Origin of the sequence: Paenibacillus sp. NPDC058898 (genome assembly GCF_049316025.1) — a bacterium.
Taxonomy (GTDB): domain Bacteria; phylum Bacillota; class Bacilli; order Paenibacillales; family Paenibacillaceae; genus Paenibacillus_AQ.
Map to the genome: position 1 here is coordinate 238,002 of NZ_JBMOSM010000007.1, position 23,425 is coordinate 261,426.

General features: G+C 47.2%; 22 protein-coding genes and 1 pseudogene. 4 read left to right on the forward strand and 19 right to left on the reverse strand.

Translation table 11 applies throughout. The features are described 5' to 3' along the window. Window positions 1-306 precede the first annotated feature (306 nt). Window positions 307-942 carry an NAD(P)-dependent oxidoreductase gene (locus ACOZB4_RS20300; RefSeq protein WP_076321210.1) on the reverse strand — a complete coding sequence of 212 codons (636 nt, stop codon included), beginning with the start codon at window positions 940-942 and terminating at the stop codon, window positions 307-309. Window positions 943-996: 54 nt separating this feature from the next. After that, window positions 997-1,431: a MarR family winged helix-turn-helix transcriptional regulator gene (locus tag ACOZB4_RS20305; RefSeq protein WP_076321209.1), complete on the reverse strand. Its 435-nt coding sequence runs from the start codon at window positions 1,429-1,431 to the stop codon at window positions 997-999. 247 nt (window positions 1,432-1,678) lie between these two features. On the opposite strand from ACOZB4_RS20305, the gene ACOZB4_RS20310 reads away from it, so the two are divergent. Then, window positions 1,679-1,858 carry a hypothetical protein gene (locus ACOZB4_RS20310; RefSeq protein WP_379406967.1) on the forward strand — a complete coding sequence of 60 codons (180 nt, stop codon included), beginning with the start codon at window positions 1,679-1,681 and terminating at the stop codon, window positions 1,856-1,858. 149 nt (window positions 1,859-2,007) lie between these two features. Here the strand turns inward: ACOZB4_RS20310 and ACOZB4_RS20315 are convergent, their stop codons facing one another. The 5 genes and pseudogenes from ACOZB4_RS20315 to ACOZB4_RS20335 form a co-directional block, all read right to left on the reverse strand. Then, a complete protein-coding gene (locus ACOZB4_RS20315; protein ID WP_379406966.1) occupies window positions 2,008-2,880 on the reverse strand; it encodes a carbohydrate ABC transporter permease in 873 nt (290 codons plus the stop codon). A gap of 21 nt (window positions 2,881-2,901) precedes the next feature. After that, window positions 2,902-3,759: a carbohydrate ABC transporter permease gene (locus tag ACOZB4_RS20320; protein WP_076321207.1), complete on the reverse strand. Its 858-nt coding sequence runs from the start codon at window positions 3,757-3,759 to the stop codon at window positions 2,902-2,904. A 118-nt stretch (window positions 3,760-3,877) separates the two neighbouring features. Continuing rightward, on the reverse strand, window positions 3,878-5,224 hold the full coding sequence (locus ACOZB4_RS20325) for an ABC transporter substrate-binding protein (RefSeq protein ID WP_422759616.1): 1,347 nt from the start codon (window positions 5,222-5,224) through the stop codon (window positions 3,878-3,880). 356 nt (window positions 5,225-5,580) lie between these two features. Then, window positions 5,581-5,790: pseudogene (locus ACOZB4_RS20330) on the reverse strand (aldo/keto reductase); the annotation flags it as partial. Window positions 5,791-5,901: 111 nt separating this feature from the next. Further along, window positions 5,902-6,405 (reverse strand): GNAT family N-acetyltransferase, encoded by a 504-nt coding sequence (locus tag ACOZB4_RS20335; RefSeq protein ID WP_339293103.1) that lies wholly within the window; start codon window positions 6,403-6,405, stop codon window positions 5,902-5,904. A 203-nt stretch (window positions 6,406-6,608) separates the two neighbouring features. Here ACOZB4_RS20335 and xerS point away from each other — a divergent pair, with 203 nt between their 5' ends. Beyond that, window positions 6,609-7,691 carry a tyrosine recombinase XerS gene (gene xerS, locus ACOZB4_RS20340; RefSeq protein ID WP_379406964.1) on the forward strand — a complete coding sequence of 361 codons (1,083 nt, stop codon included), beginning with the start codon at window positions 6,609-6,611 and terminating at the stop codon, window positions 7,689-7,691. 11 nt (window positions 7,692-7,702) lie between these two features. Here xerS and mobB read toward each other — a convergent pair whose 3' ends face one another. The 7 genes from mobB to ACOZB4_RS20375 all read right to left on the reverse strand — a co-directional run bounded on the left by mobB (window position 7,703) and on the right by ACOZB4_RS20375 (window position 13,326). After that, on the reverse strand, window positions 7,703-8,206 hold the full coding sequence (mobB, locus tag ACOZB4_RS20345; protein ID WP_379406963.1) for a molybdopterin-guanine dinucleotide biosynthesis protein B: 504 nt from the start codon (window positions 8,204-8,206) through the stop codon (window positions 7,703-7,705). Beyond that, window positions 8,203-9,492 carry a gephyrin-like molybdotransferase Glp gene (gene glp, locus ACOZB4_RS20350; RefSeq protein ID WP_379406962.1) on the reverse strand — a complete coding sequence of 430 codons (1,290 nt, stop codon included), beginning with the start codon at window positions 9,490-9,492 and terminating at the stop codon, window positions 8,203-8,205. Before glp ends, mobB begins: the two co-directional genes overlap by 4 nt. A gap of 157 nt (window positions 9,493-9,649) precedes the next feature. Then, complete coding sequence (locus ACOZB4_RS20355) at window positions 9,650-10,381, reverse strand: DUF4247 domain-containing protein (RefSeq protein ID WP_076321200.1); 732 nt, start codon at window positions 10,379-10,381, stop codon at window positions 9,650-9,652. A gap of 10 nt (window positions 10,382-10,391) precedes the next feature. Then, window positions 10,392-10,898 (reverse strand): DUF4178 domain-containing protein, encoded by a 507-nt coding sequence (locus tag ACOZB4_RS20360; protein WP_076321199.1) that lies wholly within the window; start codon window positions 10,896-10,898, stop codon window positions 10,392-10,394. Window positions 10,899-10,928: 30 nt separating this feature from the next. Then, window positions 10,929-11,333, reverse strand: a complete 405-nt coding sequence (locus ACOZB4_RS20365) for a DUF350 domain-containing protein (protein WP_076321198.1) — start codon at window positions 11,331-11,333, stop codon at window positions 10,929-10,931. A 174-nt stretch (window positions 11,334-11,507) separates the two neighbouring features. Next, on the reverse strand, window positions 11,508-12,176 hold the full coding sequence (locus ACOZB4_RS20370) for a PspA/IM30 family protein (RefSeq protein ID WP_076321197.1): 669 nt from the start codon (window positions 12,174-12,176) through the stop codon (window positions 11,508-11,510). Between the two features lie 127 nt (window positions 12,177-12,303). After that, a complete protein-coding gene (locus ACOZB4_RS20375) occupies window positions 12,304-13,326 on the reverse strand; it encodes an NADH:flavin oxidoreductase/NADH oxidase (protein WP_076321196.1) in 1,023 nt (340 codons plus the stop codon). 168 nt (window positions 13,327-13,494) lie between these two features. Between ACOZB4_RS20375 and ACOZB4_RS20380 the strand changes: the two genes are divergently transcribed. Further along, window positions 13,495-14,343, forward strand: a complete 849-nt coding sequence (locus ACOZB4_RS20380) for a polysaccharide deacetylase family protein (protein WP_379406961.1) — start codon at window positions 13,495-13,497, stop codon at window positions 14,341-14,343. A gap of 93 nt (window positions 14,344-14,436) precedes the next feature. Here the strand turns inward: ACOZB4_RS20380 and ACOZB4_RS20385 are convergent, their stop codons facing one another. The 3 genes from ACOZB4_RS20385 to ACOZB4_RS20395 all read right to left on the reverse strand — a co-directional run bounded on the left by ACOZB4_RS20385 (window position 14,437) and on the right by ACOZB4_RS20395 (window position 17,505). Continuing rightward, entirely contained in the window at window positions 14,437-15,168 is a 732-nt protein-coding gene (locus tag ACOZB4_RS20385; RefSeq protein WP_379406960.1) for a 3D domain-containing protein, read from the reverse strand. Between the two features lie 185 nt (window positions 15,169-15,353). Beyond that, window positions 15,354-16,076 (reverse strand): amino acid ABC transporter ATP-binding protein, encoded by a 723-nt coding sequence (locus tag ACOZB4_RS20390; protein WP_076321193.1) that lies wholly within the window; start codon window positions 16,074-16,076, stop codon window positions 15,354-15,356. Continuing rightward, window positions 16,063-17,505 carry an ABC transporter substrate-binding protein/permease gene (locus ACOZB4_RS20395; protein ID WP_098743311.1) on the reverse strand — a complete coding sequence of 481 codons (1,443 nt, stop codon included), beginning with the start codon at window positions 17,503-17,505 and terminating at the stop codon, window positions 16,063-16,065. Before ACOZB4_RS20395 ends, ACOZB4_RS20390 begins: the two co-directional genes overlap by 14 nt. A 559-nt stretch (window positions 17,506-18,064) precedes the next feature. Between ACOZB4_RS20395 and ACOZB4_RS20400 the strand changes: the two genes are divergently transcribed. Next, a complete protein-coding gene (locus ACOZB4_RS20400; RefSeq protein WP_339272434.1) occupies window positions 18,065-19,813 on the forward strand; it encodes an alpha-glycosidase in 1,749 nt (582 codons plus the stop codon). Between the two features lie 154 nt (window positions 19,814-19,967). Here ACOZB4_RS20400 and glgA read toward each other — a convergent pair whose 3' ends face one another. Further along, entirely contained in the window at window positions 19,968-21,407 is a 1,440-nt protein-coding gene (glgA, locus tag ACOZB4_RS20405; protein WP_339293094.1) for a glycogen synthase GlgA, read from the reverse strand. Beyond that, window positions 21,404-23,380 carry a 1,4-alpha-glucan branching protein GlgB gene (gene glgB / locus ACOZB4_RS20410; RefSeq protein WP_379406958.1) on the reverse strand — a complete coding sequence of 659 codons (1,977 nt, stop codon included), beginning with the start codon at window positions 23,378-23,380 and terminating at the stop codon, window positions 21,404-21,406. Before glgB ends, glgA begins: the two co-directional genes overlap by 4 nt. Between the last annotated feature and the right edge of the window lie 45 nt (window positions 23,381-23,425).

The following is a 23,425-nucleotide window of genomic DNA, read 5'->3' on the forward strand; positions in this document are numbered from 1 at the left end:
GTTGTATGCAGGTCACTGGATGATGCAACATACGCATAACTTATACATTTTAACAGAATGAAGAACATTTCCTATAATATGTATATTTACCTCCCCGCCATTTTCACTTTTGTGAAGGGACTATACAGGAGGTTGGGGTGTATTAGATCGAAGTTAGCTAGATAAATTGAAGTTATTCGATTATTATGAATTTTTCATATGATGTATTATTCACTTATTAAGGCCGCTTTCCCACATTAAAATAAGCTGATTTCATCATGAAATCAGCTTATTCAAAAATCTATATGATGGTCGTTGCCGGGTTTATTAAGCCTCGGATACTACCGTATAACGCTCATTGATATGCTTCGGCTGTTCAAGTTCATCCAATACCGCAATCGCGTAATCCGCGTAGCTGACATAGCTTTGACCGCTCGAATTGACAATGACATGGTCCTTGCCTTCCTGATAACTGCCAGTGCGTTGACCTTTCGGATTAAAGAAGGCTGCCGGACTAAGAAACGTCCATTTCACATCAGAAGTTTGCTCCAGGTCTTTCAAATTCTCACCGGCGTGGAATGCTGTCGGATAATATTCCTTAGGAAAATCAGGAGTTTCCATGAGTCGCAAGGTTTTGGCTTCATCAACAAACAAGCTTCCGGCACCGCCCATCACAAACAGTCTGGTATTCGTGCCTTTCAGAGCTTCTATCAATACTCGGCCTACTTCCACATATTGAGTTTCCTGCCCAGGCGCCGCCGCAAAAGCATTCACGACAACATCGAAGCCTTGAAGATCGGCATTAGTCAAATCCAGCACGTTCTTCTCCAAAATGTTAATACTGGAATCGGAGACCTTGGATGCATTACGTACAATTGCCGTTACTTCATGACCGCGTGCTTGTGCTTCCTTGAGAATCAGACTTCCCGCTTTCCCTGTTGCACCGATAATACCAATCTTCATGATGAATCTCTCCTTTATCAATTGTATATACAAATGAGGGGTGAAAAAGAGGCTTTATATTCCCTTTTTCAATATTTCACTGGATTCATGGAGAAGTTTAGTTAATTGTTCGCTATGTTCCTTCCCCAAGAGGGAAACATACTGTCCATACAGCTGTTCAAAATATTGGTTCAGCTCCTGATATAACAACTTCCCTTCATCCGTTAAAAAAATATGCGTTTCTTTCCATTCGGATTGGCGCAGTACCAACTGCTTCTCCTCCAGCTTATCAATGAACCGGGTGCTTGTGGATGGAGCAATCGATAACTTATCGCTTAGCTCTTTCTGCGTTATGCCGGGATATTGATGGATTACCACTAGAACATAGGAATATGTTGGCGATAAACCAGCTTTGGCAAAAGCTTCCTCCGCCATCTTGGTCATCGAACGAGCAAACCGATTCGATGTAAAAAACAAGCATGAGCTTAGTATGGAATCATCGATGTTCATAACCAGTCACCTCTCATTTGTATATACAAACTAACACGACACTAATATTTTGTCAACTTCTTTCTTTTAGTTAGTATGATGATTGATTTTATCCTTTTCGTCGTAACTAGGTACGGGTGAAACCGTATATAGTTTGCTATAGTTTGCCTGAGAGATAGGGAGCGCTTTTCTTCATTGTTATGAATTTTTCATATGTTGAAATAATCACCTTATTTTTATAATTAAAAAAACCTATATCGCACAAGATGTGGATCAAGTCGTCTACCCTGGCGAGGGCACAACTCTCATCTCCAACATGACAAGTATGGAGCATATCATCCACGTGTCCGAACATCACGGCATCGATAGCAGCATCTTAAACGCAGCAAAAGCGATTGCCCAAAGAGCAATTCATGCCGGTTATGGAGAAATGGCTTCTCACGCTTAATCGAATTTAATCACCCATCTGCTTAAAATGCTAATCCGACTATGATCCAGATTTAAAGACCAAATGGGATATAACAACGAATAGGCAAGTCAAACAGGTGACGAAAGCGTCCCCTCTTGACTTGCCTATTCGTTGAATTCGCTGTCTCCTTAACCCTTGACGGCTCCTTCGGTCAAACCTTTTTGAATATACTTTGAGATAAACAGGTACACAATCAGCACCGGAATAACGGTCAACGATACTGCCGTAGCCATCAGGCCAAAGTCTGTTCCGTATTGGGAACTGATCTCATTAAGCAATGCAACGATCGGACGGACATTCTCTTTGTTTACAAAGATCAACGCTGAGAACAAGTCATTGTACGACCACATAAATACAAAAATACTTGTCGATGCAAATACAGGCTGCGAGATCGGAACGAATATCTTAACAAACATCTGCCATCGGTTGCATCCGTCCATAAAAGAAGCTTCTTCAAGCTCTTTCGGTATCGTTGCCATATAACCGGCAATAACCAAGGTCGCAAACGTCAGATTGCCTGCCGTTTGCGGGAAGATTAGGCCCCAGTATGTATTGACCAGGCTGGTTTTGATAAGAAGCTCATATACCGGAACTACGGTAGCAAACGCCGGGATCAAAAGTGTCGCATACAGAATGGAATAAATCGCGCGCTTGCCTTTAAAGTTGAATCTGGACAGCACATAAGCCGCTAGTCCTCCGAGCAATAACACCAACAATACGGTACTGAAGGACATCACCAAGCTATTGATATAACTTCTTCCGATATTGATGCGGTCAAATGCGTTCTGATAGTTAACAAACACCGGTTCCCATGCGATACCAAAGGAATTATTCATCACATCGCGAGAAACCTTGAACGAGTTATTCACGATCCAGAATAACGGATAGATGGTTGTTAAGGACCACGCTGTCAAAATCACGTACATCAACGTGGTGCCTAAACTAAACCGACTTTTCCTAACGCGCTGAGTTTTGTGTTCAACGACGATGGTTGGCTCCATAACAGTACACCCCTATAATGCTTAGTATGTAATCTCGTCTCTTTTCATCAAACGGTTGGCAATCAATGCAAGCAGTACGCCAAAGATCACCATGTATATAGCAACCGCCGATCCGTAACCAAAGTTCTGATCCACCATGGCCTTTTTGTACATATACGTTCCCAGTACTTCCGTTCCATTCTGGCCGCTTGTAATGACCCAGATGAACTCGAACACCTTCAACGTTCCCGTAATGGCAAGGGTGATAACAACCTTAATGTCACTCATGATGAGCGGAATTGTAAGCATCGTTGTTTTCTTGAACCCGGTGATTCCTTCCAATTTTGCAGCCTCATAATAATCCGCGGGTATTTTGGACATGGCGGTCAAGAACAGGACGAAATAAAAGCCCACATAATGCCATACCGTTGGAATCGATACTGCCTTAAGCGCATTCTTCGCGTCCAGCCACAAAATCTTCTCAATGTTGAAATTCGCCAGCAAATTGTTCAGCAAACCGAAGTTGTAATTGTAGAACAATACAAATAATAAGGAAATGGCCGTACCGGATATGACAACCGGGAAGAAAAAGACAGTTCGATAAAACCCTTTGAGCTTGGAAATGTTATCTACCAGGACGGCCAACACAAGTGCGATCCCAACCTGAAACACGATAACATAGAGCATGATTTCCAGCGTGTGCAATGTTGCAGCGCCAAGCAGTTTATCCGTAACGAGTCTCTCATAGTTAGCCCATCCCACAAACTTTTTATCGAAAAAGCCGCTTGTGCGATAAAAGCTAAGATACAAACTCTTGAAGAACGGATAATATAGAAAGATTGTCATGATGGCTGCTGCGGGTAATAAAAACATCACAATGTACTTGCGATCACCCTTCATATTAATCACCCTTGATGTTTATTTTTCTTCATCGTCCTTGCCGAAATGACTACGCCGCCCAAATGAAAGCAGAGGGGCGGCGTAACGTCACTTTTAATTCTACCGTTTCTGATGAAAACTATTTTTTGTTGGCATCCTCGGTTTTCTTCGCTTCTTCGATAGCTTGAGTAGGAGTCTTCTTACCTTCCACTACAGGCTGAACATTAGCACGAAGATTACCAAACGTTTCTTGCGAAACTTTACTGTCAACCGGTGCAACGATGGTAGCTGCTTTAGCTGCCATAGCGAAACCGTCAAGAGCTACTTGCGGCAATCCAGTCACTTCAACGTCAGCAGCTGGTGTACCACCGTTCGCTGAAGCGATTTTTTGAATAGATGCCGGGGAAGTCAGGTGTTTCAGCAAAGCGATTGCCGCTTCTTTTTTGGCTGCATCATCATAAGTGGCTTTGGAGAGGTAGAAACCGGAACCGAAACCGCCTACGATGTCATTACCGCTACCAGCGCCACCAGGAACCGTAGGGAATGGCAGAACTGTCGAGTTGTCACGAGTATCATCGCTCCAACCGCCAACTGCCCAAGATCCTTCGATGGTCATAGCAGCCAGGCCTTCACTATAGTAGTTGCCGGACATGCTCAGGTCGATCGTTGCTGCATCTTTAGGGAATGCGCCCAGGTCATACAATTCTTTCATAGCCGCATACGCTTTTTCCCAGTTTGGATCGATGCCATCAAGCAGACCTTTGCTTTGGCTTTCAGGACCGGCTGCAGACAAAATCGTATGCTCGATCAGGTAGTGGGATTGGTCAAATGGTACGGACAAAGGAATAATGCCTTTGTCAGATAACGTTTTCACAGCTGTGGTCAATTTCGCCCAGTCTGTTGGAAGCTCCAGACCATTTTCTTCGAAGATCTTTTTGTTAACAAACAAGCCTTCATAGAAACCGGTCAATGGTGCAGCGTAAATGTTACCGTCTTTTTGCTTGGCAAGCTCAAGCGCATCAGGAATGAAGCCGTTCTTCCATTCAGCATCAGCGTCGAGAACCTCGTTCAGCGGCACAACTTTACCGGCATTGACGAATCCTTCTGCGTCAGCCCCGATGAAGTAGAACAGCAAGTCAGGCTCGTTGCCGCTGTTCATGTCGGTGTTAACTTTCGTTCTGAAACCGTCATCATTTGCGGACATGGTATCGTTGTCTATCTTCACGTTTGGATGCTCCTTCGTGAATTCATCCAACGCTGCCTGGAAGGCTTCGCGAGCTGCGTCAGTTCCTCCGAAAGTCGAGAACACGCGGAGTGAAACCGGAGCGGCTTCATCCTTCTTCTCATCTGCCGGCGGAGTCGTTTCCGTCTTCGGAGTATCTCCTTCAGCAGCAGGAGTGTTGGTGCCACTGCTGTTACCGCATGCTGCTAGGAACATGGAGAGCAACAACATGACACTCATGAGTAACATGGAAGTCCTTTTCATTTCTAATCCCCCTAAGTATTTTTTCACAACCTTATGTAAATACTTGCTGTCTACCAGAATTTTATTCCAAGCCCTACTGGTTTCAAAGGGGGACATTCATCTTTTGCAGGGGGAAATTTTTCCATGTCAACTTTTTTCGCTTCATGCCTCCCTTTTTAAACTAGGAAAATGTGCTAGGTATAGAGGAAGCCAGATGAAAATAATGCAGTGGTTAGATCAGGAAATGGATGGGCATTTCTCTATTATGAATTTTTCATATGTTGAAATAACATCATCATTTACAGTCATGGTTTGCAATCTTTTAAGCAGGAAAAAAGAGCCCGTCGAGATCTCTCGACAGGCTCTTTTTTATACACCTATACCTTGCCCACCCAATCCGCACCGGCAACCTCTCGCCAGCGATTGCGGATCGACTCGTAAAAATCCTCCGGCAGCTGCCCTTTTTCCAATAATGCGGCATTTTGCTCCCAGCGGTCCGGATTTGCCGTACCGACGATGGCAGTTGCTGCGCCCGGCGTGCTTAAGGTGAATCTTAATGCCATTGCAACGCCTTGCTGAACTTCCGCTTCCCTTCCAGATGAAAACTCGGTAAATACATTCAAATTCCTCCTAAGCATCGACCTGTATCAAATTCTATCATCAAAATATGAAACACTCCTTCGATCCATGTAAAAATACTAGGAATTAAAATATTGCGAAGGATTATGACGAACCGGATCAATATATTCCTCATATCGACCGCCCGTATAAGATTCAATAACTTTTCGCCAAAACGCCTGCGCAGGTATATTGCTGCTCACTTGCGTCACCTTCCAGCGTCCCTGGAACTGATCGAACAGACAGGTCGCCGCCCAAGTCCCCAATCCCGTTCGCCGATATTTTTGCATAACAAAAAATTCCGTCATGTAATAGTCCGCTTCTGCGGCGTCATCCATTCGCTCGATCAAAGCAAACCCGGCTGGCCGTTGATCAAACGTAATCAGATAAGGGTATTTCCGTTCCCGCTTTTTCCAGAACTCATCCAGATCCGGATAGGGTAAAAACAACCCTTGATCATTTACCGAAATATCCAGATACTTGGTAAAATCATATAGGTACAATTGCATTAAGTTTACGATAACGGCTTGTTTCCGCTTCGGAACCAGCTCAATTCCCATGCGTTCCGCTCGTTCTGAAATCATGCTGCCGCCTCCCTGGCATATCATCTATCATTTTAACGCGTCATATCTTCATCATAGTATCCGCTCATAGTGAAACACAAGCGCAATAACGGATCAGTGAGCACGGTGATCTGACACCTGCAAGCACGATAGACTTTCCATATGTTACACTAGTAATTAATGACACAGGTCATCGCTATAAAGACAATTATTCGAGGTGGAACATGAATATACAAAAAGATATCGACCGTGCAAGACTCGATGAGAAATCACCGGACATGCCTTGGTTCGTACAGCAATTTATCGACTACAAGCTCCCGGATCTCTCCCCCTCCACCCTGCTCGAATATGTAAGGGATTATGAAACGTTTTTTAACTGGCTCCGGTCGGAGGGGCTGTCCCAAGCAACCTCTAACCGAGAGGTGACGCTGCTCGAGCTGGAGACGCTGCGCATGGACAGCATCACCAGTTATCGATTATATCTGACTACGCGCCGGGAAGGGACCAACTCCAGAATCACGGTTTCCCGCAAGCTCTCATCGCTGCGCTCCCTGTTTCATTATTTAAGCCAGATTGCAGAGGACGAGGACTTTTACCCGCTTCTCAAGCGTAACATCATGGCTAAAGTGGAAATTAAGCGAATTCATAAACCCAAAGATACGGCTGCCAAGTTAAAAGGAAAAATACTGGAAGAAGAAGAGCTTCAGGATTTCATTACTTACATTCACGAAGGTTATGGGCTGGATGTGGAGGAGAACAAACAGGCGCTCTATGCGCATGAGCAAAATAAAGTCAGAGACGCCTGTATCGCCAGCCTCATATTAAATTCCGGCCTTCGTGTATCCGAAGTGGTCAATTTGAACCTGGCAGACATCGACCTGAACAATAAAATGCTCCATGTCTATCGTAAAGGTAATAACGACGAAACCTTTAAAACCCCGGTCTACTTCCGTGCGCAAGCCAAAGACGATCTTGAATATTACCTGCAGCTTCGGCAGGCCCGTTACAAGGTGCCGAAAAAAGAAAAGGCTCTGTTCGTTGCACTGCGTAACGGCCACAATGAAGGGCAGCGCATGACCAAGCGGGCAATTCAGGCGATGATCATCAAATACGCCAAGCGTTTTGGCAAGCCAGCCCTAACCGTGCATAAGCTGCGGCATTCGTTTGCAACCGACTATTATCTGCAAAATGATATTTACAAAACCAAAGAACAACTGGGTCACGCATCCACCGAGACAACCGAAGTGTACGCCCACTTAACGGACAAAACGATGTCCGAGGCGATTGAACGCCGCTCCGATGATTAACCACAACTTCTTTATAATGACAGCAGCACCGACATAATCCGCTCTGTGTCATTCCAAGTAAATAGGGGAACCGCTAGCCGCTGCTGTATCTCATGCAGGGCTGACGGTTCCTTCAGCATTTCAGGACGCACCACAATACCCCTGATCTCTTCAACTTGATCCACTAGCCCAATATCCTCCGTTCCTCGCAGCAGTACGAGCTTCGGATAAGGCTGCATCTTATAGCCCTCAACAAGCACCAGCTCAAAATCGCTGTACAAATGGACTAACGACGCAAGTTCCAGCTCCGTTTCCATCAGCATTGCCGTACGCCCTGGCGAAGCGATAGCGATCCCCTCGGCTCCCGCCTCACGGAATTTGTACGTATCTGTCCCTTCGTGGTCCATTTCGAATCCGTGCCCGTCATGCTTGATGATGGCTGTCCGAATGCCATGCCGTTTCAACAGTGGAATCAAGGCGGTTATCAACGTGGTTTTGCCGCTGTTCTTATAACCGCATACCTGGAAAACCTTCATGTCCAGGTTCCTGGCAGAACGAGGACTTGTACGGCTTGGCCTTTAACTGCACTTCGAAGCTCTGGCGGGATCACGATTAAACAGTCACTGTCTTTGATCGTGATCATGACACTCGATTCATCAAGGGATGCAGGTGTGGCTACAAGCTTGCCGTTTGACACCTTAAGGCTCCCCCGAACGAAACGGGTAAAGTTGTTCACTTTCGAGTAATCCGAACCCAATTCTGCCGTCCATTCGGTTAAGAACAACTGCTCCATGCCAAGCATCTTGCGGATCGCAGGTCTGACAAACAACAGAAATCCCACATAACATGCGCCCGGATTACCCGATAGCGCGAAGAGCAGTTTACCATCCTTAACAGCCGCGGTTGTAACACTTCCGGGACGCATCGTGACTTTATTAAACAGCATGTCCAGACCGCCGGATGTCACCAGCTCCCCCATAATATCGTAGTCGCCTACTGAAACGCCGCCTGTCGTAACCACGATATCATACACCTGCAGCGCTTCCTCCACCTTCTGGCGGGCAAGCTCGATATCATCCGGGATCGCCTCCATAATCACTGGCACACCACCGGCTTCCCGAATTTGCGATGCGAGCATATAGGTATTGCTGTTTCGGATTTTACCGGGTTCAAGCGGCTCGGTGATGTCCAGTAGTTCGGTGCCCGTCGAGAAAATTCCTACCACTGGCTGACGATACACTTCAACCTGATGTATGCCGAAGGTAGCCAGAACTGAAATTTCTCCAGGCCCGATGAGAGTTCCTCGGCGGAGGATCAAATCACCTTCCTGAAGCTCGAATCCGAGGGGAGTGATATTCTTCCCCTTCCCGATGGACCTCTTGAAGCCCACATGGGTTAAGCCATCCTCCATTCGAAGCTCCGTCGCTTCAAGCATAACGACAGCGTCCGCCCCTTCCGGGACTTGAGCGCCTGTCATGATGCGGGAAGCCTTCCCTTGCTCGATCGGGATTGAAGACACATATCCGCACGGGATCTGGTCAACAACCTCGAGCCACACCTTTCCCCCTAGATCGCATGCTGCCAAATCCGCTGAGCCAACAGCATAACCGTCCATGCCCGAACGTGCAAAAGCCGGAAACGGGTGAGGGGCGATGACATCGGAAGCAAGCACACGTCCATCACTATCCTGCAGCCGAATGAACTCCTCCTGACCAAGCCCTGCATATGAAGCGGCAAGCGCTTGCGCGTCCGCTACCTGTAAAGCGCGCCGATCAAATTTATGATTTTGTTTCTTAGGCGATATCGAATGATTATCCTTCACAACGCATTCCTCACTTTCTGACTCAAAGAAACCTGACATTCTTACTGTACTACATTCTGAGCAATCTTCAAACCGAGCCTTCGGCTCATATGAAACCTTTCTGCTCGTACAAAAAAAGCGCATGGTCACCAGACCATGCGCTTATATACTCCTTGCTTTACCTTCGTCCCCTTCGGGAGATCTTGCCAGATCCGATTCGGGTCTTCGGCTTCTTGTACGATTTCTTAGGCGAATCGAACAGTCCCCCGCCGCTTTCGCCGCGCTTAATCGTGCCGCGGTCTCCGCTTGTATCCGGATTTCGTCGGAACAGGCCTCCACCGGTACCGGCAGAATCCTGACCGCGCCGAGTAATCTTCCCGCTCCGGTCCACCGTCAACGGCGGAGCGATCTTCTTATCCTTGCTTGTCGGCTTCTTATAGTTACCTTGTGCCGGTTTATACACATCTTTACTTGTATACCCCCGGTAACCTCCGCCGCCCATCGAATCAAATAAATTTCCGATCAGAACTGCCGTTAAGTAACCTTGCAGAAAACTTGAATCATAATTGCGCTGAACATACTCCCTGGAATCGATCTCGATCAGCGTATCGGTTGGCTTCTGGGGGTCCTGCTGCAAATGGTAATACTCATCCCCATACACCAGAAACATCCGCTCGGTATCCGCAGGAGACGATTGATCCGGCGTGTTTGCCGCCGTGAGCTCGTTTGCAACATCGGGAACGCTTTTATCAGCTGCCCGGTATACATAGGACGTTGCATTTCCGTCTCGATTGACGGATTCCAGCGGATAGGTATCCTTGATATTCGGCGCTCCGCATCCACTCAATAATGATACGAATAAACTCAGCACCAATATGATTTTTATAGATATAAAAGAGCGTTCCTTCATGCCACCACTCCTAAGTCGCCCGGATAACTCGAACGTCCCCCGGTATCACTTTCTCGCCTTCATACAACATAAACCGCCCGTTCTGCCATTCAATTCGCAGCAGCTTGTAATCATCCGATTGGTATTGCCATACATGCTGCTCCCCACTTTGCGTAAACGCAGTACGACCCGTAATCGATACATGTCCCCCGTATTCCTCTTCCAAATGAAAGACATGATCGTCCAAATCGATGATGGACGGTACCTCATCCGGAGAGTCCAGCCGTCCATCGATCGGAGCGTATAACGCATACTGAACCGTCTCGCGTTCCTCAATATGCAGATAAGCAATGGTACTGCCATCCTGAAGCGTCAAGACGACCGCATTACGACCGCGATTGTGCACACGACCCGTGACTTCATAAGTGACTAGAGACACTTCACAAATATCGCCGGGAGCCAGCTGCAGCATGCTTTTCTCTACCTTGGGCGGCTCCGGCTTACTAAATAAATTGCTGATTCTTTTCCACATACTCATCTTTCCTGTCCCCTATCTCCATTATGCGTTCTATAGGCAAGCGGTAATAATTAACGCTCCAACCACATGCAGCGAACCTGCAAATAAACCGTATCCCGTCTTTCCCTCGCGGGTTCCTTTGTCAAGGTTCAGCTTGCCGAAGTTACGCAGCATGAGCTCTGTCAACGATTCGAGAATCAGCAATATGATAAACGAAATGATTGATACCACTATCGCCTCAAGTAGATGATATGACGTACCAATCGACACGGATAAAATATACCCTTGTGCGAACAGTTTCAATATCAGTCTTGTGGTTACCGCCATGTTACCCGCTTTCACTTCTTCAAGATCGTTATATTTCGTGAACAGGGAATCCACAAACATCAAAACAAACAACAGCAGCCCACCGACAGCTGTCCATAGCAATACACGCAAGATCATATCAAAATCCATCTCTAAGCCTCCACATTCAACATACAAAAAACTCCCTTAAGCGCGTCTAATAAAAGGCTCTTCCCTTATATCTACGATCAAACAAAAGCGAAGGAGAAGCTCAGCTGCATTCAGCTCTGCTGTTTCTCCCTCGCCCCCTGAACAATATAACTGTTAGACCGCTAAAATCCGCTATTACTTGTTCTCGTATTGTTTCATCAAGGCTGCAAGCTCATCCTCAACGACTTTGTCCTTGCCAAGGTTCTCAAACTCTTCATCAAGGGATTTCTCACGTGACGACATTTCATTGCTTGCTTCCGCACGAGCTTCCATAGCCAGCATCTTCTCTTCCATTCGTTTCAATCCGGCCGATGCTGTATCAGTCCCAAACCCGTTCATCGCTTTGTTGATCTCGGTTTGCGCTTTAGCGGCATTATAACGAGCGACCAAAGTTTCACGTTTGTTCTTCATCGCTGTAAGCTGCTTGCGCATTTCTTCCAGCTTGCCGCGCAGATTGTCGGCTGCCAGTTTGTTCTGATCGTAGCTGGCTTTGTACTCATCACGCTTGGCCTCGGCGGCCTTCTTCTCTTCCAGCGCGCGGCGGGCAAGATCAACGTTTTGAGCTTGTGCTGCGGTATGCGCTTGCTGCGTGCGTTTTTCCACAAGCGCAGCTTGCTCTTCATAAAGTGCTTTAAAGCGTTTCTCAATGGCAATTTGTGAAGCTACCGCTTTCTCAGCATCCTCAAGATCTTCCGTCATATCTCGAATGTACTGATCCGTCATTTTAATCGGGTCTTCCGCCTTGTCGATAATGGCGTTAATATTGGACATGGTCAAATCGCGCAATCTTTTAAATATGGACATCGTTCTCTTCCTCTCGCTTTCACTTTAAAATACTGGTATATGATTAATATTTACGTTGCATGTTCCCAAACGTTTCAAAAATTTTTTAGAAGTTGTTCAAAACTCACAATTTGGGAACACGCACTTTTTAATATGCTCGTTCATATTGCTTGGGGACTTTCTGTCCTCCATCAAGCGCCTTGGCTGCATGAACAGCCCAGTAGGGATCGCGGAGCATGCCCCGGCCAATCGCCACCAGATCCGCTTTGCCTGACAAAATCACCTCTTGCGCGGCATGGTAATCATCCAGCAATCCTACCGCAATAACAGGCACCTTTAACAGCTGTTTGAACTCTGCTGCCAGATCCACCTGATAACCGGGCTTTGCTTCCGGACCTCCATTGGCGCCGACCTGGCCTTCTCCCCCCGAGGAGATATGAAAAATATCGACGCCGGCATCGCGGTAACGTTTGCAAATCTCCGCACAGTATTGCACATCATAGCCGCCGTCCACATATTCTTTTGCAGATACCCTCATTATGATCGGCATGCCTTCGGGCAGGACTTCCTTAACGGCTTGAACAACCCGCTCACCGAACAGAGGAAGGTCTTGACCATATTCATCACTGCGCTGGTTCGTTAGCGGCGAGTGAAACTGATGAATGAGGTAACCATGGGCGCCATGAATCTCAACGGTATCGAACCCGGCCTCAACAGCTCGACGCGCGCCTTCCTTGAAGGCTTGAATGAGCTCTTCCACTTCCGCCCCGGAAAGCATCTTGGGCATTTTGTAATGGGAACTGAACGGAATCGCAGAAGGGGCTACTGACGGTTCTGCATCCTGCGCTTTTCTTCCGGCATGCCCAAGCTGGATACCAATCTTGGTTCCATAAGAATGCACACTCTCCACAATACGGCGATAGGCTGGGATCTGATTATCGTCCCATATCCCCGTGTCCTGATTCGTTATGCGTCCATCAGGATGGACACCTGTCATTTCTACAATAATGAAGCCAGTACCTCCAACGGCACGGCTGACGTAATGAACAAAATGCCAATCATTCGGAATCCCGTCCTCAGCTTGAACGGAATATTGACACATCGGTGGCATAACAATGCGGTTCTTGAGGGTCAAATTCTTGAAATTGTAAGGTGTAAACAAGTCTGCCAAGCGATTATCTCCTTCCATATCCAAATGATCAAGATGTAATAACCAATCTGTTACCGGTTATTATACACCTTTCTGAGGGAAAACTAAAAAACATCGCATTCCCATATTGAGGATAATCGCACGATCAACTGGGCATACCATATTAAAAAGCGAAAGGGGTCGATCGTGATGTTCAATCGATACCGTGCAGGAAGCTGCCTGTTGTGTATCCTGTTATTCTTATTCATGGTGCCGTACATCTCGGCACACGCGTCCGATATACATAGTTTGTCACTTCAACCCCAGGACACTTCCGTCATGTCGGAATCCGGTCAAATCTTGGATCATGCCAAGCGCAATAAGACTCAAAATTCAGACGATGCGCCTTCTTTAAGTCAATTACTGAGAAAATATCCGGATACCTTTCGCTCCAGCGGACCCCGGATCAAACAGATCGCTCTGACCTTTGATGATGTCCCGGATCCCCGATTTACCGGAAAAGTACTGGACGTCCTCAAAAAGTTTCAGGTAAAAGCCACGTTCTTTGCAGTGGGGGAACGGGCCAAAAAACATCCCGATCTCGCGAAACGAATCCATGATGAAGGTCACGCCATTGGTAATCACTCCTATAATCACGCCCAGTTGAACAAGCTGAGCCTGGAGAAATTCAAAGGCCAAATCGGACGTACCAACACGATCTTGAAATCCCTAACCGGAGTGGACCCTCGGCTAATCCGTCCGCCTTATGGTGATATCAATGAAGAGCAGCTTCAGTGGGCACGCAAAAACGGATACAAAGTCGTGAATTGGAATGTCGACTCCCTCGATTGGAAAGGGCTGAGTAAGGAAGAGGTGAAAAGCAACATTTTATCAACGGTCGGGCCAGGCTCGATCGTACTCCAACATGCCGGAGGTGGCGTGGGATCCAACCTAACCGGAACGATCGAAGCGCTCCCGGACATTATTGCCGAGCTGCGGAGTAAGGGATATAGCTTCGTCACACTCCCGGAGATGTTAGGCGTGTCAGAGTCGAGATAGATCTGAATAACAAAAAAAGACGGCTAACTGGAGTTTGGATCCAGTCTAGCCGTCTTCTGTATTAGAATGATTATTTCATGAGGATGAATTAACTTATTCGATAATGAACAATTTGATATCCTGAATGCCGAATTGATTCACGGATGATTTTGAACCTGGGATAAAAATATCAATCCTATTCCCTTTAATAGCTCCACCAATATCACGAGCTTCTGCCACAAATGCCTTTTTCGGCAGTCCTGGATGCTCATGTCCTGTTACAAGCACCTTGGTACCGAGCGGAATGATCTTGGGATCGACAGCGATGGTGCCGAGCTCAAGGGAATTTCCGAAGTAATCAACCGCGCCCCAACCACCGTTCTCGCTTGCTGCAGAAGAATAGGCAGTTGCCTTGACCGACAATGCTTTGCTGTAATTAAACGTCTTGCCCCATGCTTCCACCACGTTCTTCTCTGGGGAAATGCTTAAGCTGGGCGTAAATCCGGAGGTTCCTGGAGCGATCGGTGCAGCAGATGCCGTCGAGTTCATCGATACCGTCCCTGGAATGGTGATTTTGAGTCCCTGGTATATATTCGTTGCCTTAATCGTAGGGTTAGCCTTTATCAGCTTGTCCATATTAACGCCGTACTGTTTAGATAAGAAGTAGAAGGTGTCGCCGTTCTTCGCGACATGCACGGAGCTTGCATGGGCTTGCAGGCCGCCTCCGGCGAAAGTCAGGCCAAGTACAACGGCTGTAACGGTAAGCCATTTTGCTGTTTTTCCAGCGATCTTATTATTTTTGTTAAGTCCATAATTTCTAGTCCATGATTTCATTTGTTGTAACATCTAAAGATGCCTCCTTTTATGTAGCCTGGTAATTCGGATGTAATATGTCAACGAACATCAATATATCACAATTTTGTAACCTATACTGCAAGCAATTGTTACCAATAAACAAACAAAAACAGCGCCAATTCCTGAAACGATCAGGTATGGCGCTGTTTTTGTTTGTTACAATGTAGAAATAAAAGTTACAAAACCTTACTTAAAAACTCTTGCGTACGAGGATGAGTCGGATTGCCAAACAACTGGTCCGGCGTGCCTTCCTCTACGATTTTACCGCCATCCATGAACAGGATCCGATCTCCCACTTCCCGGGCGAAGCCCATCTCATGGGTGACGATAACCATCGTCATACCGCCTTCGGCAAGTTTCTTCATTACTTCCAGTACCTCACCCACCATCTCAGGGTCCAGTGCGGAGGTTGGCTCGTCAAACAGCATGACATGCGGCTGCATCGCGAGTGCGCGGGCAATGGCAATTCTCTGCTTCTGTCCACCGGACAGCTGGGAAGGATAAGACTCCTTCTTATCCTGCAGGCCAACCGATTTCAGCAGCTCGTCTGCAGTAGCCTCGGCTTCCTTTGCCGAGACACCCTTCACCTGAATTGGAGCAAGCGTAATATTATCGATGACCTTCTTGTGAGGAAACAGATTAAACTGCTGAAATACCATGCCCATTTTCTCACGGGTTCCATTGATATTGTGATTCTTGGCGGTGATCAGCTCACCCTCGAACGAAATTTCGCCGCTGGTCGGCACTTCAAGCAAATTGAGACATCGTAAAAAGGTGCTTTTACCGGAGCCGCTCGGCCCGATGACAACCACTACTTCTCCTTTTGCAATCTCAATGTCAATGCCCTTCAAGATTTCCAGCTTGCCAAACGATTTATGAAGATCCTTAACGGTTATCACTTGCACTCAACTTCCTTTCCCAGACACCCAGAAGCTTCGAAAGAACGAATGTCAGTATAAAGTAGATCAGGGCAGCCACAAGCAGCGGATTCAATGCCGCAAACGTCATGCCGCGCAAAATCTGGGCTTGATACATAATGTCCACCACACCGATGAAGGAGACGATGGAGGATTCCTTAATGATGACAACAAACTCATTACCGATGGCAGGCAAAACGCCTTTTAGCGCTTGCGGCAAAATGATGTGGCGCATCGCTTTGCCCTTGGTCATTCCGAGGGAGCGTGCAGCCTCCAATTGGCCGCGGTCCACGCCCTGAATGCCGGCACGGAATATTTCAGCTAGATAGGCAGCGCTGTTGATAGAAAGCGTCAAAATCCCCGACTGGATCGGTGAGAATTTAATATCAAACGCCGCCAAGCTGTAATGAATAATAAACAACTGGACCAGCATCGGCGTACCGCGGATGATCTCAATATAAGCGGTAGCCAAAAACTTAAGGATTTTGACACCCGACATCCGCATTAAAGCGATAATTAAACCGAGGATAAAGCCGAAAAATACGCCAAGTGCCGAAATAAGCAACGTAAACTGGATTCCCTTTGCATAATAATCGCGGTACTTCCAAAAGAATTCAAATGTGTTCAGATTCTCTGCTTTACGGCCTGCAGCCAGGTCGCTGGCCTCGTCGACAAACTTCTGGATCTGGTCATTCTCCTTCAAACGCTCAAGTGTAGCATTAATGCTCTTCAGCAGCTCTTCGTTCCCTTTACGAACCCCAATGGCATAAGCGTCGTTCTCAGCCGTCGGTTTAGCGTCCGTGATCACCATCGTCGCTTCATTCATATTGGTCTTCGCGATTGGATACTCAGCGAGAACAACATCCACGCGCTCGGATTCCAGCTGCAGCAGCAAGTCCGGGATTTTATCCAGTGATACCACGTTGGCTTTCGGAATTGTCTTTGCAATGGACTCCTGAATGGAGCTCTTCTGAACCCCAATGCGAGCTCCCTCCAGGCTCTCAAGCGTGTTGAACTTGAGTGCATCTTCCTTACGAACGACAACCGATTGTTCCGCAGCATAATAAGGCTCGGAGAAATCGATGCTCTTTCGGCGCTCTTCTGTCGGATTCATGCCCGATATGACAAAATCCACGCGTCCGCTCGTCAGCTCCGGCAAGAGAGCATCAAAGGAGGTGTCCTTAATAATGAGCTCGGCGCCAAGATCCTTGGCAATTTCCTTCGCAATATCGATATCAAATCCGACGATGGTATCCACGCCATCTATCGTTTTATGGAACTCATAAGGTGCATAATCGGCACTCGTGCCGAGAATCACCGTTTTCTTCTCACCCTCCGCATGAACGATACTGCCAAAAGACAGCACGACCACCATGAACAGGGTCATCCACGCTGTAAATTTACGTTTCATATGTCTCGTTTCTCCCCTAACTGTTACAAATAAATTCAACCACAGAAAAAATGCAACTGAGTCATTATAAAACAGGATGCATGAATATGCAATGAAAATTCATGGGTTCTCATGAACAGCACCCTTATATCAAACCCTACATATAGCGTCTACTCCACTATTTTAATACAACGGTCAATTCATCATACCCTTAGGATTATGTTACTCATGATTCTTTTAATCATTTAAACAAATAAATTAGAGGGGTGAATCGATTGAGAGTCCATATTGTGGAAATCACTTCGCTATGTTAACCATTACGGGCCGTTCAATTTTTCCTACATATAAATGTAAATACAGGACTTTAGCACCATCCATAAAGTGATACGAGGATCTATGGTAAGCAATCTTTCGACGATGCATAATCTCTCCGTCCCCTTCCCATCTTATAATTGCGCATAACATGCAGTACTTGATAAATAGGAAGGCTAGCCGGGCGGTCTCTTTCACTCCATGATTCATGCAAGCCAGCAGTTGGTTATTAATTAGCTATAGCTTTACTCATATAGGAGGTGTAACCATGCTGTTAGAAGCACTGTATCATGTTCCAAGAGATAAATGGGCTTATGCATATGATACGAAAACCATTCATCTTCGGATTCGAACCAAGAAAAACGACATTGATTCTGTTGTTGCCATGACCGGCGACAAATACGATTGGGACCGTACGTACTTCGAGATCACCATGGAAAAGGCCGCCTCGGATGACATGTTTGACTACTGGGAATGCGGAGTTAGGCCGAAATACAAAAGACTGTCCTACGGCTTTCGAATTCATGCCGGAGATGAAACGGTTTATATGGTGGACAGTGGAATCGGATGGGACTATCCTTATCCGCCTGCAGGTTACTTTGAATTTCCGTACATACATGAAGTCGATGTATTCAAAGTACCGGAATGGGCCAAGGAAGCCGTGTTTTATCAAATTATGACGGAGCGCTTTGCTAACGGAAACGCAGCCACCAATCCAGAAAAAACCGAGACCTGGGGCGGCAAGCCGGAGGTGGATAATTTCTTCGGCGGTGACCTGCAGGGCGTACTGGATCATCTCGATGATCTCGTTGACCTGGGTATCAACGCCATTTATTTTACTCCTCTCTTCCTCTCCCCCTCCAATCATAAATATGACACGGTTGATTATAAACAGGTGGATCCGCACTTTGGCGATAATGAGTTGTTGAAAAAAGTAGTAGATACTTGTCACGCAAAAGGCATCCGAGTGGTTCTCGATGCGGTATTCAATCACTGCAGCGAGGAGTTCCCGCCCTTTCAGGACGTACTGAAGCACGGCGAGAAATCCAAATATGCGAAATGGTTTCATGTGAACCAGTTTCCCTGCGAGGTCAAGGATGGCATTCCCAGCTACGATACCTTCGGTTTTTTCGGAAATATGCCGAAATTCAATACCGCCAATCCCGAAGTGAAGGCGTATTTGCTGGGTGTAGCCGAATACTGGATCAAGGAGATCAATCTCGACGGCTGGCGCCTGGACGTTGCCAATGAAATTGATCATCACTTCTGGCGGGATTTCAGACAGGTCGTCAAGAAGGCCAACCCTGAGGCTTATATCGTGGGCGAGGTCTGGTCGGACTCCTTAATCTGGCTGCAAGGTGACCAGTTTGATTCCGTAATGAATTATCCTTTTGCCGATAAGGTGCTGGAGTTCTTTAACGGCAACATGGACGGGCTCACGTTCGCCAACCGTATCGGCTCGATCCTGATGCGATATCCGCAGCAGACCAACGAAGTGGTCTTTAATCTGCTGTGCAGCCACGATACGCCGAGGCTGCTTACCCGTGTGGGAGAAGATATCCGGCGCATGAAACTCACGGTTGTATTTCTATTTACATTCATGGGTACGCCGTGCATCTTTTATGGCGACGAAATCGGATTGACCGGTGACGGAGATCCCGATTGCCGCAAATGCATGGAATGGGATCCAAAGAAACGAAACCAAGAGCTGTATACGTTTTATCAAGGGATGATCGCGCTTCGGAAAAAGCATAAGGCGCTGAGACAAGGACGCTTCCGCTTCCTGCAAGCGAATCTCCATGATCCTTGCATTGTGTACGAGCGTGCGGACGAAACCATGCATTTTATCGTCTGGATGAACAACAGCAACTCGGCACGCACCATATCGCATCCTATCGTCACGACCGATTGGATTGATGCCGAGACAAAAGAGCCCGTAAAACCAGTAAACGGGACAATGCATATCGATTTAGAGCCTTATGCATATCGAATTTTATGCCGGCGATTGAAACATTAGTAAACTCATCTTATGTGATACAAACTTCCATATTAAGGAATATGAAGCATCAGACCAACTGGCGCCATACATCTATACCAAACTTTAACGAGCACAGGGGTGCAAGGACAGCGCATAATTTGGCTATCCTTGCACCCCTGTGCCTTGTTATGGTTCAAGCCTGAGATTGGGTGATTTGATGGTATATCTCCTGATATTCCTTGGCCGAAACGTTCCAACTATAATCCCCGCCCAATGCGTTCTTAGTGACTTTACGCCAGTGCTCAGGCATGCGGTAAAGCGAGGTCGCGCGCCGGATCGTGTTCATCATATCATGGGCATTGTAATCCTTGAAAGAGAATCCATTCCCTTCTCCCGTATACTCGTTATATGCATGAACCGTATCATTCAGTCCGCCTGTTTCGCGGACAATCGGCACACTGCCGTAACGCATGGCGATGAGTTGGCTGATACCGCACGGTTCAAATTTGGAAGGCATCAGGAACAGATCGCTGCCAGCGTAGAAGCGCCGCGATAACGGTTCATTGAACCGAATCTGGGCCGACATTTTATTGGGATACCGATTCGCCGCTTCCTTGAACCAATGTTCATAAGACGGATCACCCGTTCCCAGAACGACAAATTGAATCTCATCATAGTAGAGCAGCTCATCCAGAATCCGGATGAGCAGATCGAGCCCCTTCGAATCGACCAGCCGCGTCACCATCGACATCAACGGAATATGCGGTGCTACCGGAAGGTTCAACTCTTCTTGCAAGGCAATTTTGTTCTGGGTTTTCTTACTCAGACCGCTCCGGTACTTCATCGCGATGTGCGGATCGGTCGCCGGGTTGTAGCTCTTAGTATCTATACCATTCACAATGCCGCTCAATCTCGAACCTTGGGCTGACAAAAGCCCGTCGAGTCCGTATCCGTAATAACCGGTCTGGATCTCCGAAGCATAAGTCGGGCTAACCGTCGTTACATGATCTGCATACACGATTCCCGCTTTCATGAAATTCACGTTTCCGTAATATTCTACGCCCTCCGCTGTAAAATGACGGCTGTGGATTCCGAGCAGATCGACCAGCACCTCGTACGGATATACGCCTTGATACAACAAATTGTGGATTGTAAATACGGTTCGAATTCCCGCATAGTAAGGATCATGTCGGTAGACATCTTCAAGGAGCAGCGGAATCATCGCCGTATGCCAATCATGGCAGTGAAGCACGTCCGGCTGAAAGCCGATTACCGGCAAGATCTCGAGAACGGCGCGATTGAAGAACGAAAAGCGTTCGCCATCGTCCATGTAGCCGTAAATACCTTCGCGGCCAAAATAATATTCATTGTCTACAAAATAAATCGTGACTCCGTCCTCAACCAGGGACTCGATGCCGCAATACTGCTCGCGCCAGCCTACCCGTACCCGGGTTTCCCCGACATGCGCCATGCGCTCCCGGTAGTCGTCAGGAATGCCGCGATATTTGGGCAGAACCACCCGAATATCCTCGCCCATGCCGCGAAGGGATTTCGGCAAAGCAGCGATCACATCCGCCAATCCGCCTGTCTTGATGTATGGTCCACATTCTGAAGCTGCAAATAACAATTTCAATCCTGCTTCCCCCTTTGGATTCGTTTGGTTTTCCGTGCCGTTTTCTCTTTTACTACTGATGCCTTCAGTGAAACGTCCTCTTGTGCCTGCAACTTTCTGGAACGCGGCTTTTTCTTTATCACCACCATGCCTAGTGGAGGAAGCTTGATCTCCAGGCTGTGGGTTTGACCATGCCAGGCCTTCTTCTCTGCTTTTAAGTCTTCGTTGTTAACCAGTCCGGAGCCGCCATAATCGGTATGATCGGAATTCAATATTTCCACGTACTGTCCCGCTCTCGGTAAGCCGATCCGATATTGGTCATATGCCCAGGGCTGAAAATTAATGACGATGATTAGTGTATCGCTAGGTTTTGTGCCCATTCTCATGTACGATAAGACACTCTGCTCATGATCATCAGCGCTAAGCCACTCAAAGCCTTCCCACCTGTGATCCTGCTCCCATAGCGCCTTCTCCTCCACATACATGCGGTTTAACGCTGCCGTATAAGCCAACTGCTTCCGGTGGCTTTCGTAATCAAGCAGCAGCCAATCCAGCTGCTCCTGATCCTTCCATTCAATGAATTGGCCGAACTCTCCCCCCATAAACAGCAGCTTCTTGCCAGGCTGGGTGATCTGATATCCAAGCAAAATGCGGAGTCCTGCAAACTTTTGTTCATAGCTCCCCGGCATTTTATTAAGCAGTGATTTCTTCCCGTGGACAACTTCATCATGTGACAGCGGTAATGTAAAATTTTCTGAATAGGCATAACAAATGGGAAATGTTAGTAAATTATGATGGGTAGGCCGCTGATCGAATTCTTGCTCCACATAGGACAGCGTGTCATTCATCCAGCCCATGTTCCACTTGTAATTGAACCCAAGGCCCCCTTCGTGCACAGGTGCGGTAACTCCTGCCCATGCGCTGGATTCCTCGGCCATCATCAAGGCATTCGGGTAATATCGAAACACAGCTTTATTCAATTCCTGCAGAAAGGATATCGCTTCGAGATTTTCCAAGCCACCATGTTCATTAGGTTTATACTGACCTTCGCGCTTCTCAAAATCGAGCCGGATCATGCTTGTCACAGCGTCCACACGAAGACCATCAATATGATACATATCCATCCAAAATAAGGCATTGGAGATGAGGAATGAAATCACCTCAGGCTTGGCATAATCGAAAGACAGTGTTCCCCAGCCCGGTTTCTCTGCTTTTTGCGAATCTGCGTACTCATAAAGAGGCGCCCCGTCAAACAGTCGAAGCCCGTGGGCATCCTTGGCAAAATGTGCGGGCACCCAGTCGAGCAGCACGCCGATACCAGCTTGATGCAGCTGATCAACAAGGTACATGAAATCATGGGGACTTCCGTATCTGCTGGTCAGCGCAAAGAATCCGGTTCCCTGATACCCCCATGAAAGGTCGTACGGATGCTCAGCCAAGGGCATGAATTCCACGTGGGTATAACTCATCTCCAGCAAGTAGGGGATCAGCTGGTCCGCCAGTTCGCGATATGTATAGAACGAACCGTCCTCTTTTTGCCGCCAGGTTCCAACGTGCATCTCATATATGTTCATCGGCTTGGTGTAGGGGGATCTGTTCTTTCTTCTCCATGTTGCGTCGTTCCAATGATATCCAGAGAGATCGGTCACAATCGATGCGGTTGCAGGTCGAACTTCGGCGTGAAACGCGTACGGATCGGCCTTCAAGAACGTTTCTCCATACGGTCCCGTGATATGATATTTGTAAAAAGTTCCAGTCTTCATCCCAGGGAAAAACCGACTCCAAATTCCCGAATCGGGTATCCTATATAACGTGTCCTGGGAACCGTCCCAGCCGTTCCAGTCTCCGGCAAGACCCACCTGCCTTGCATTCGGAGCCCAAACCGTAAAACGCACGCCTTCAACTCCATCTTCCGTAGCACGGTGTGCACCCATGGATTGGTAACTGTGAAACCAGGTTCCTTCATGAAATAAATTCAATTGTTCCGGAGTCATGTTTCCTTCCCTAACTGCTTGGTTCAATCATCGTCACCCGCTTTT

Coding starts and splice junctions, on each gene's coding strand:
- ACOZB4_RS20320 (WP_076321207.1), bottom strand. CDS start 3,759: ATGAAGGGTGATCGCAAGTACATTGTGATGTTTTTATTACCCGCAGCA.
- ACOZB4_RS20305 (WP_076321209.1), bottom strand. CDS start 1,431: ATGAACATCGATGATTCCATACTAAGCTCATGCTTGTTTTTTACATCG.
- xerS (WP_379406964.1), top strand. CDS start 6,609: ATGAATATACAAAAAGATATCGACCGTGCAAGACTCGATGAGAAATCA.
- ACOZB4_RS20335 (WP_339293103.1), bottom strand. CDS start 6,405: ATGATTTCAGAACGAGCGGAACGCATGGGAATTGAGCTGGTTCCGAAG.
- ACOZB4_RS20395 (WP_098743311.1), bottom strand. CDS start 17,505: ATGAAACGTAAATTTACAGCGTGGATGACCCTGTTCATGGTGGTCGTG.
- ACOZB4_RS20400 (WP_339272434.1), top strand. CDS start 18,065: ATGCTGTTAGAAGCACTGTATCATGTTCCAAGAGATAAATGGGCTTAT.
- glgB (WP_379406958.1), bottom strand. CDS start 23,380: ATGACTCCGGAACAATTGAATTTATTTCATGAAGGAACCTGGTTTCAC.
- ACOZB4_RS20300 (WP_076321210.1), bottom strand. CDS start 942: ATGAAGATTGGTATTATCGGTGCAACAGGGAAAGCGGGAAGTCTGATT.
- ACOZB4_RS20355 (WP_076321200.1), bottom strand. CDS start 10,381: ATGAAGGAACGCTCTTTTATATCTATAAAAATCATATTGGTGCTGAGT.
- ACOZB4_RS20380 (WP_379406961.1), top strand. CDS start 13,495: ATGTTCAATCGATACCGTGCAGGAAGCTGCCTGTTGTGTATCCTGTTA.
- ACOZB4_RS20325 (WP_422759616.1), bottom strand. CDS start 5,224: ATGAAAAGGACTTCCATGTTACTCATGAGTGTCATGTTGTTGCTCTCC.
- ACOZB4_RS20370 (WP_076321197.1), bottom strand. CDS start 12,176: ATGTCCATATTTAAAAGATTGCGCGATTTGACCATGTCCAATATTAAC.
- mobB (WP_379406963.1), bottom strand. CDS start 8,206: ATGAAGGTTTTCCAGGTATGCGGTTATAAGAACAGCGGCAAAACCACG.
- ACOZB4_RS20360 (WP_076321199.1), bottom strand. CDS start 10,898: ATGAGTATGTGGAAAAGAATCAGCAATTTATTTAGTAAGCCGGAGCCG.
- ACOZB4_RS20385 (WP_379406960.1), bottom strand. CDS start 15,168: ATGTTACAACAAATGAAATCATGGACTAGAAATTATGGACTTAACAAA.
- ACOZB4_RS20315 (WP_379406966.1), bottom strand. CDS start 2,880: ATGGAGCCAACCATCGTCGTTGAACACAAAACTCAGCGCGTTAGGAAA.
- ACOZB4_RS20365 (WP_076321198.1), bottom strand. CDS start 11,333: ATGGATTTTGATATGATCTTGCGTGTATTGCTATGGACAGCTGTCGGT.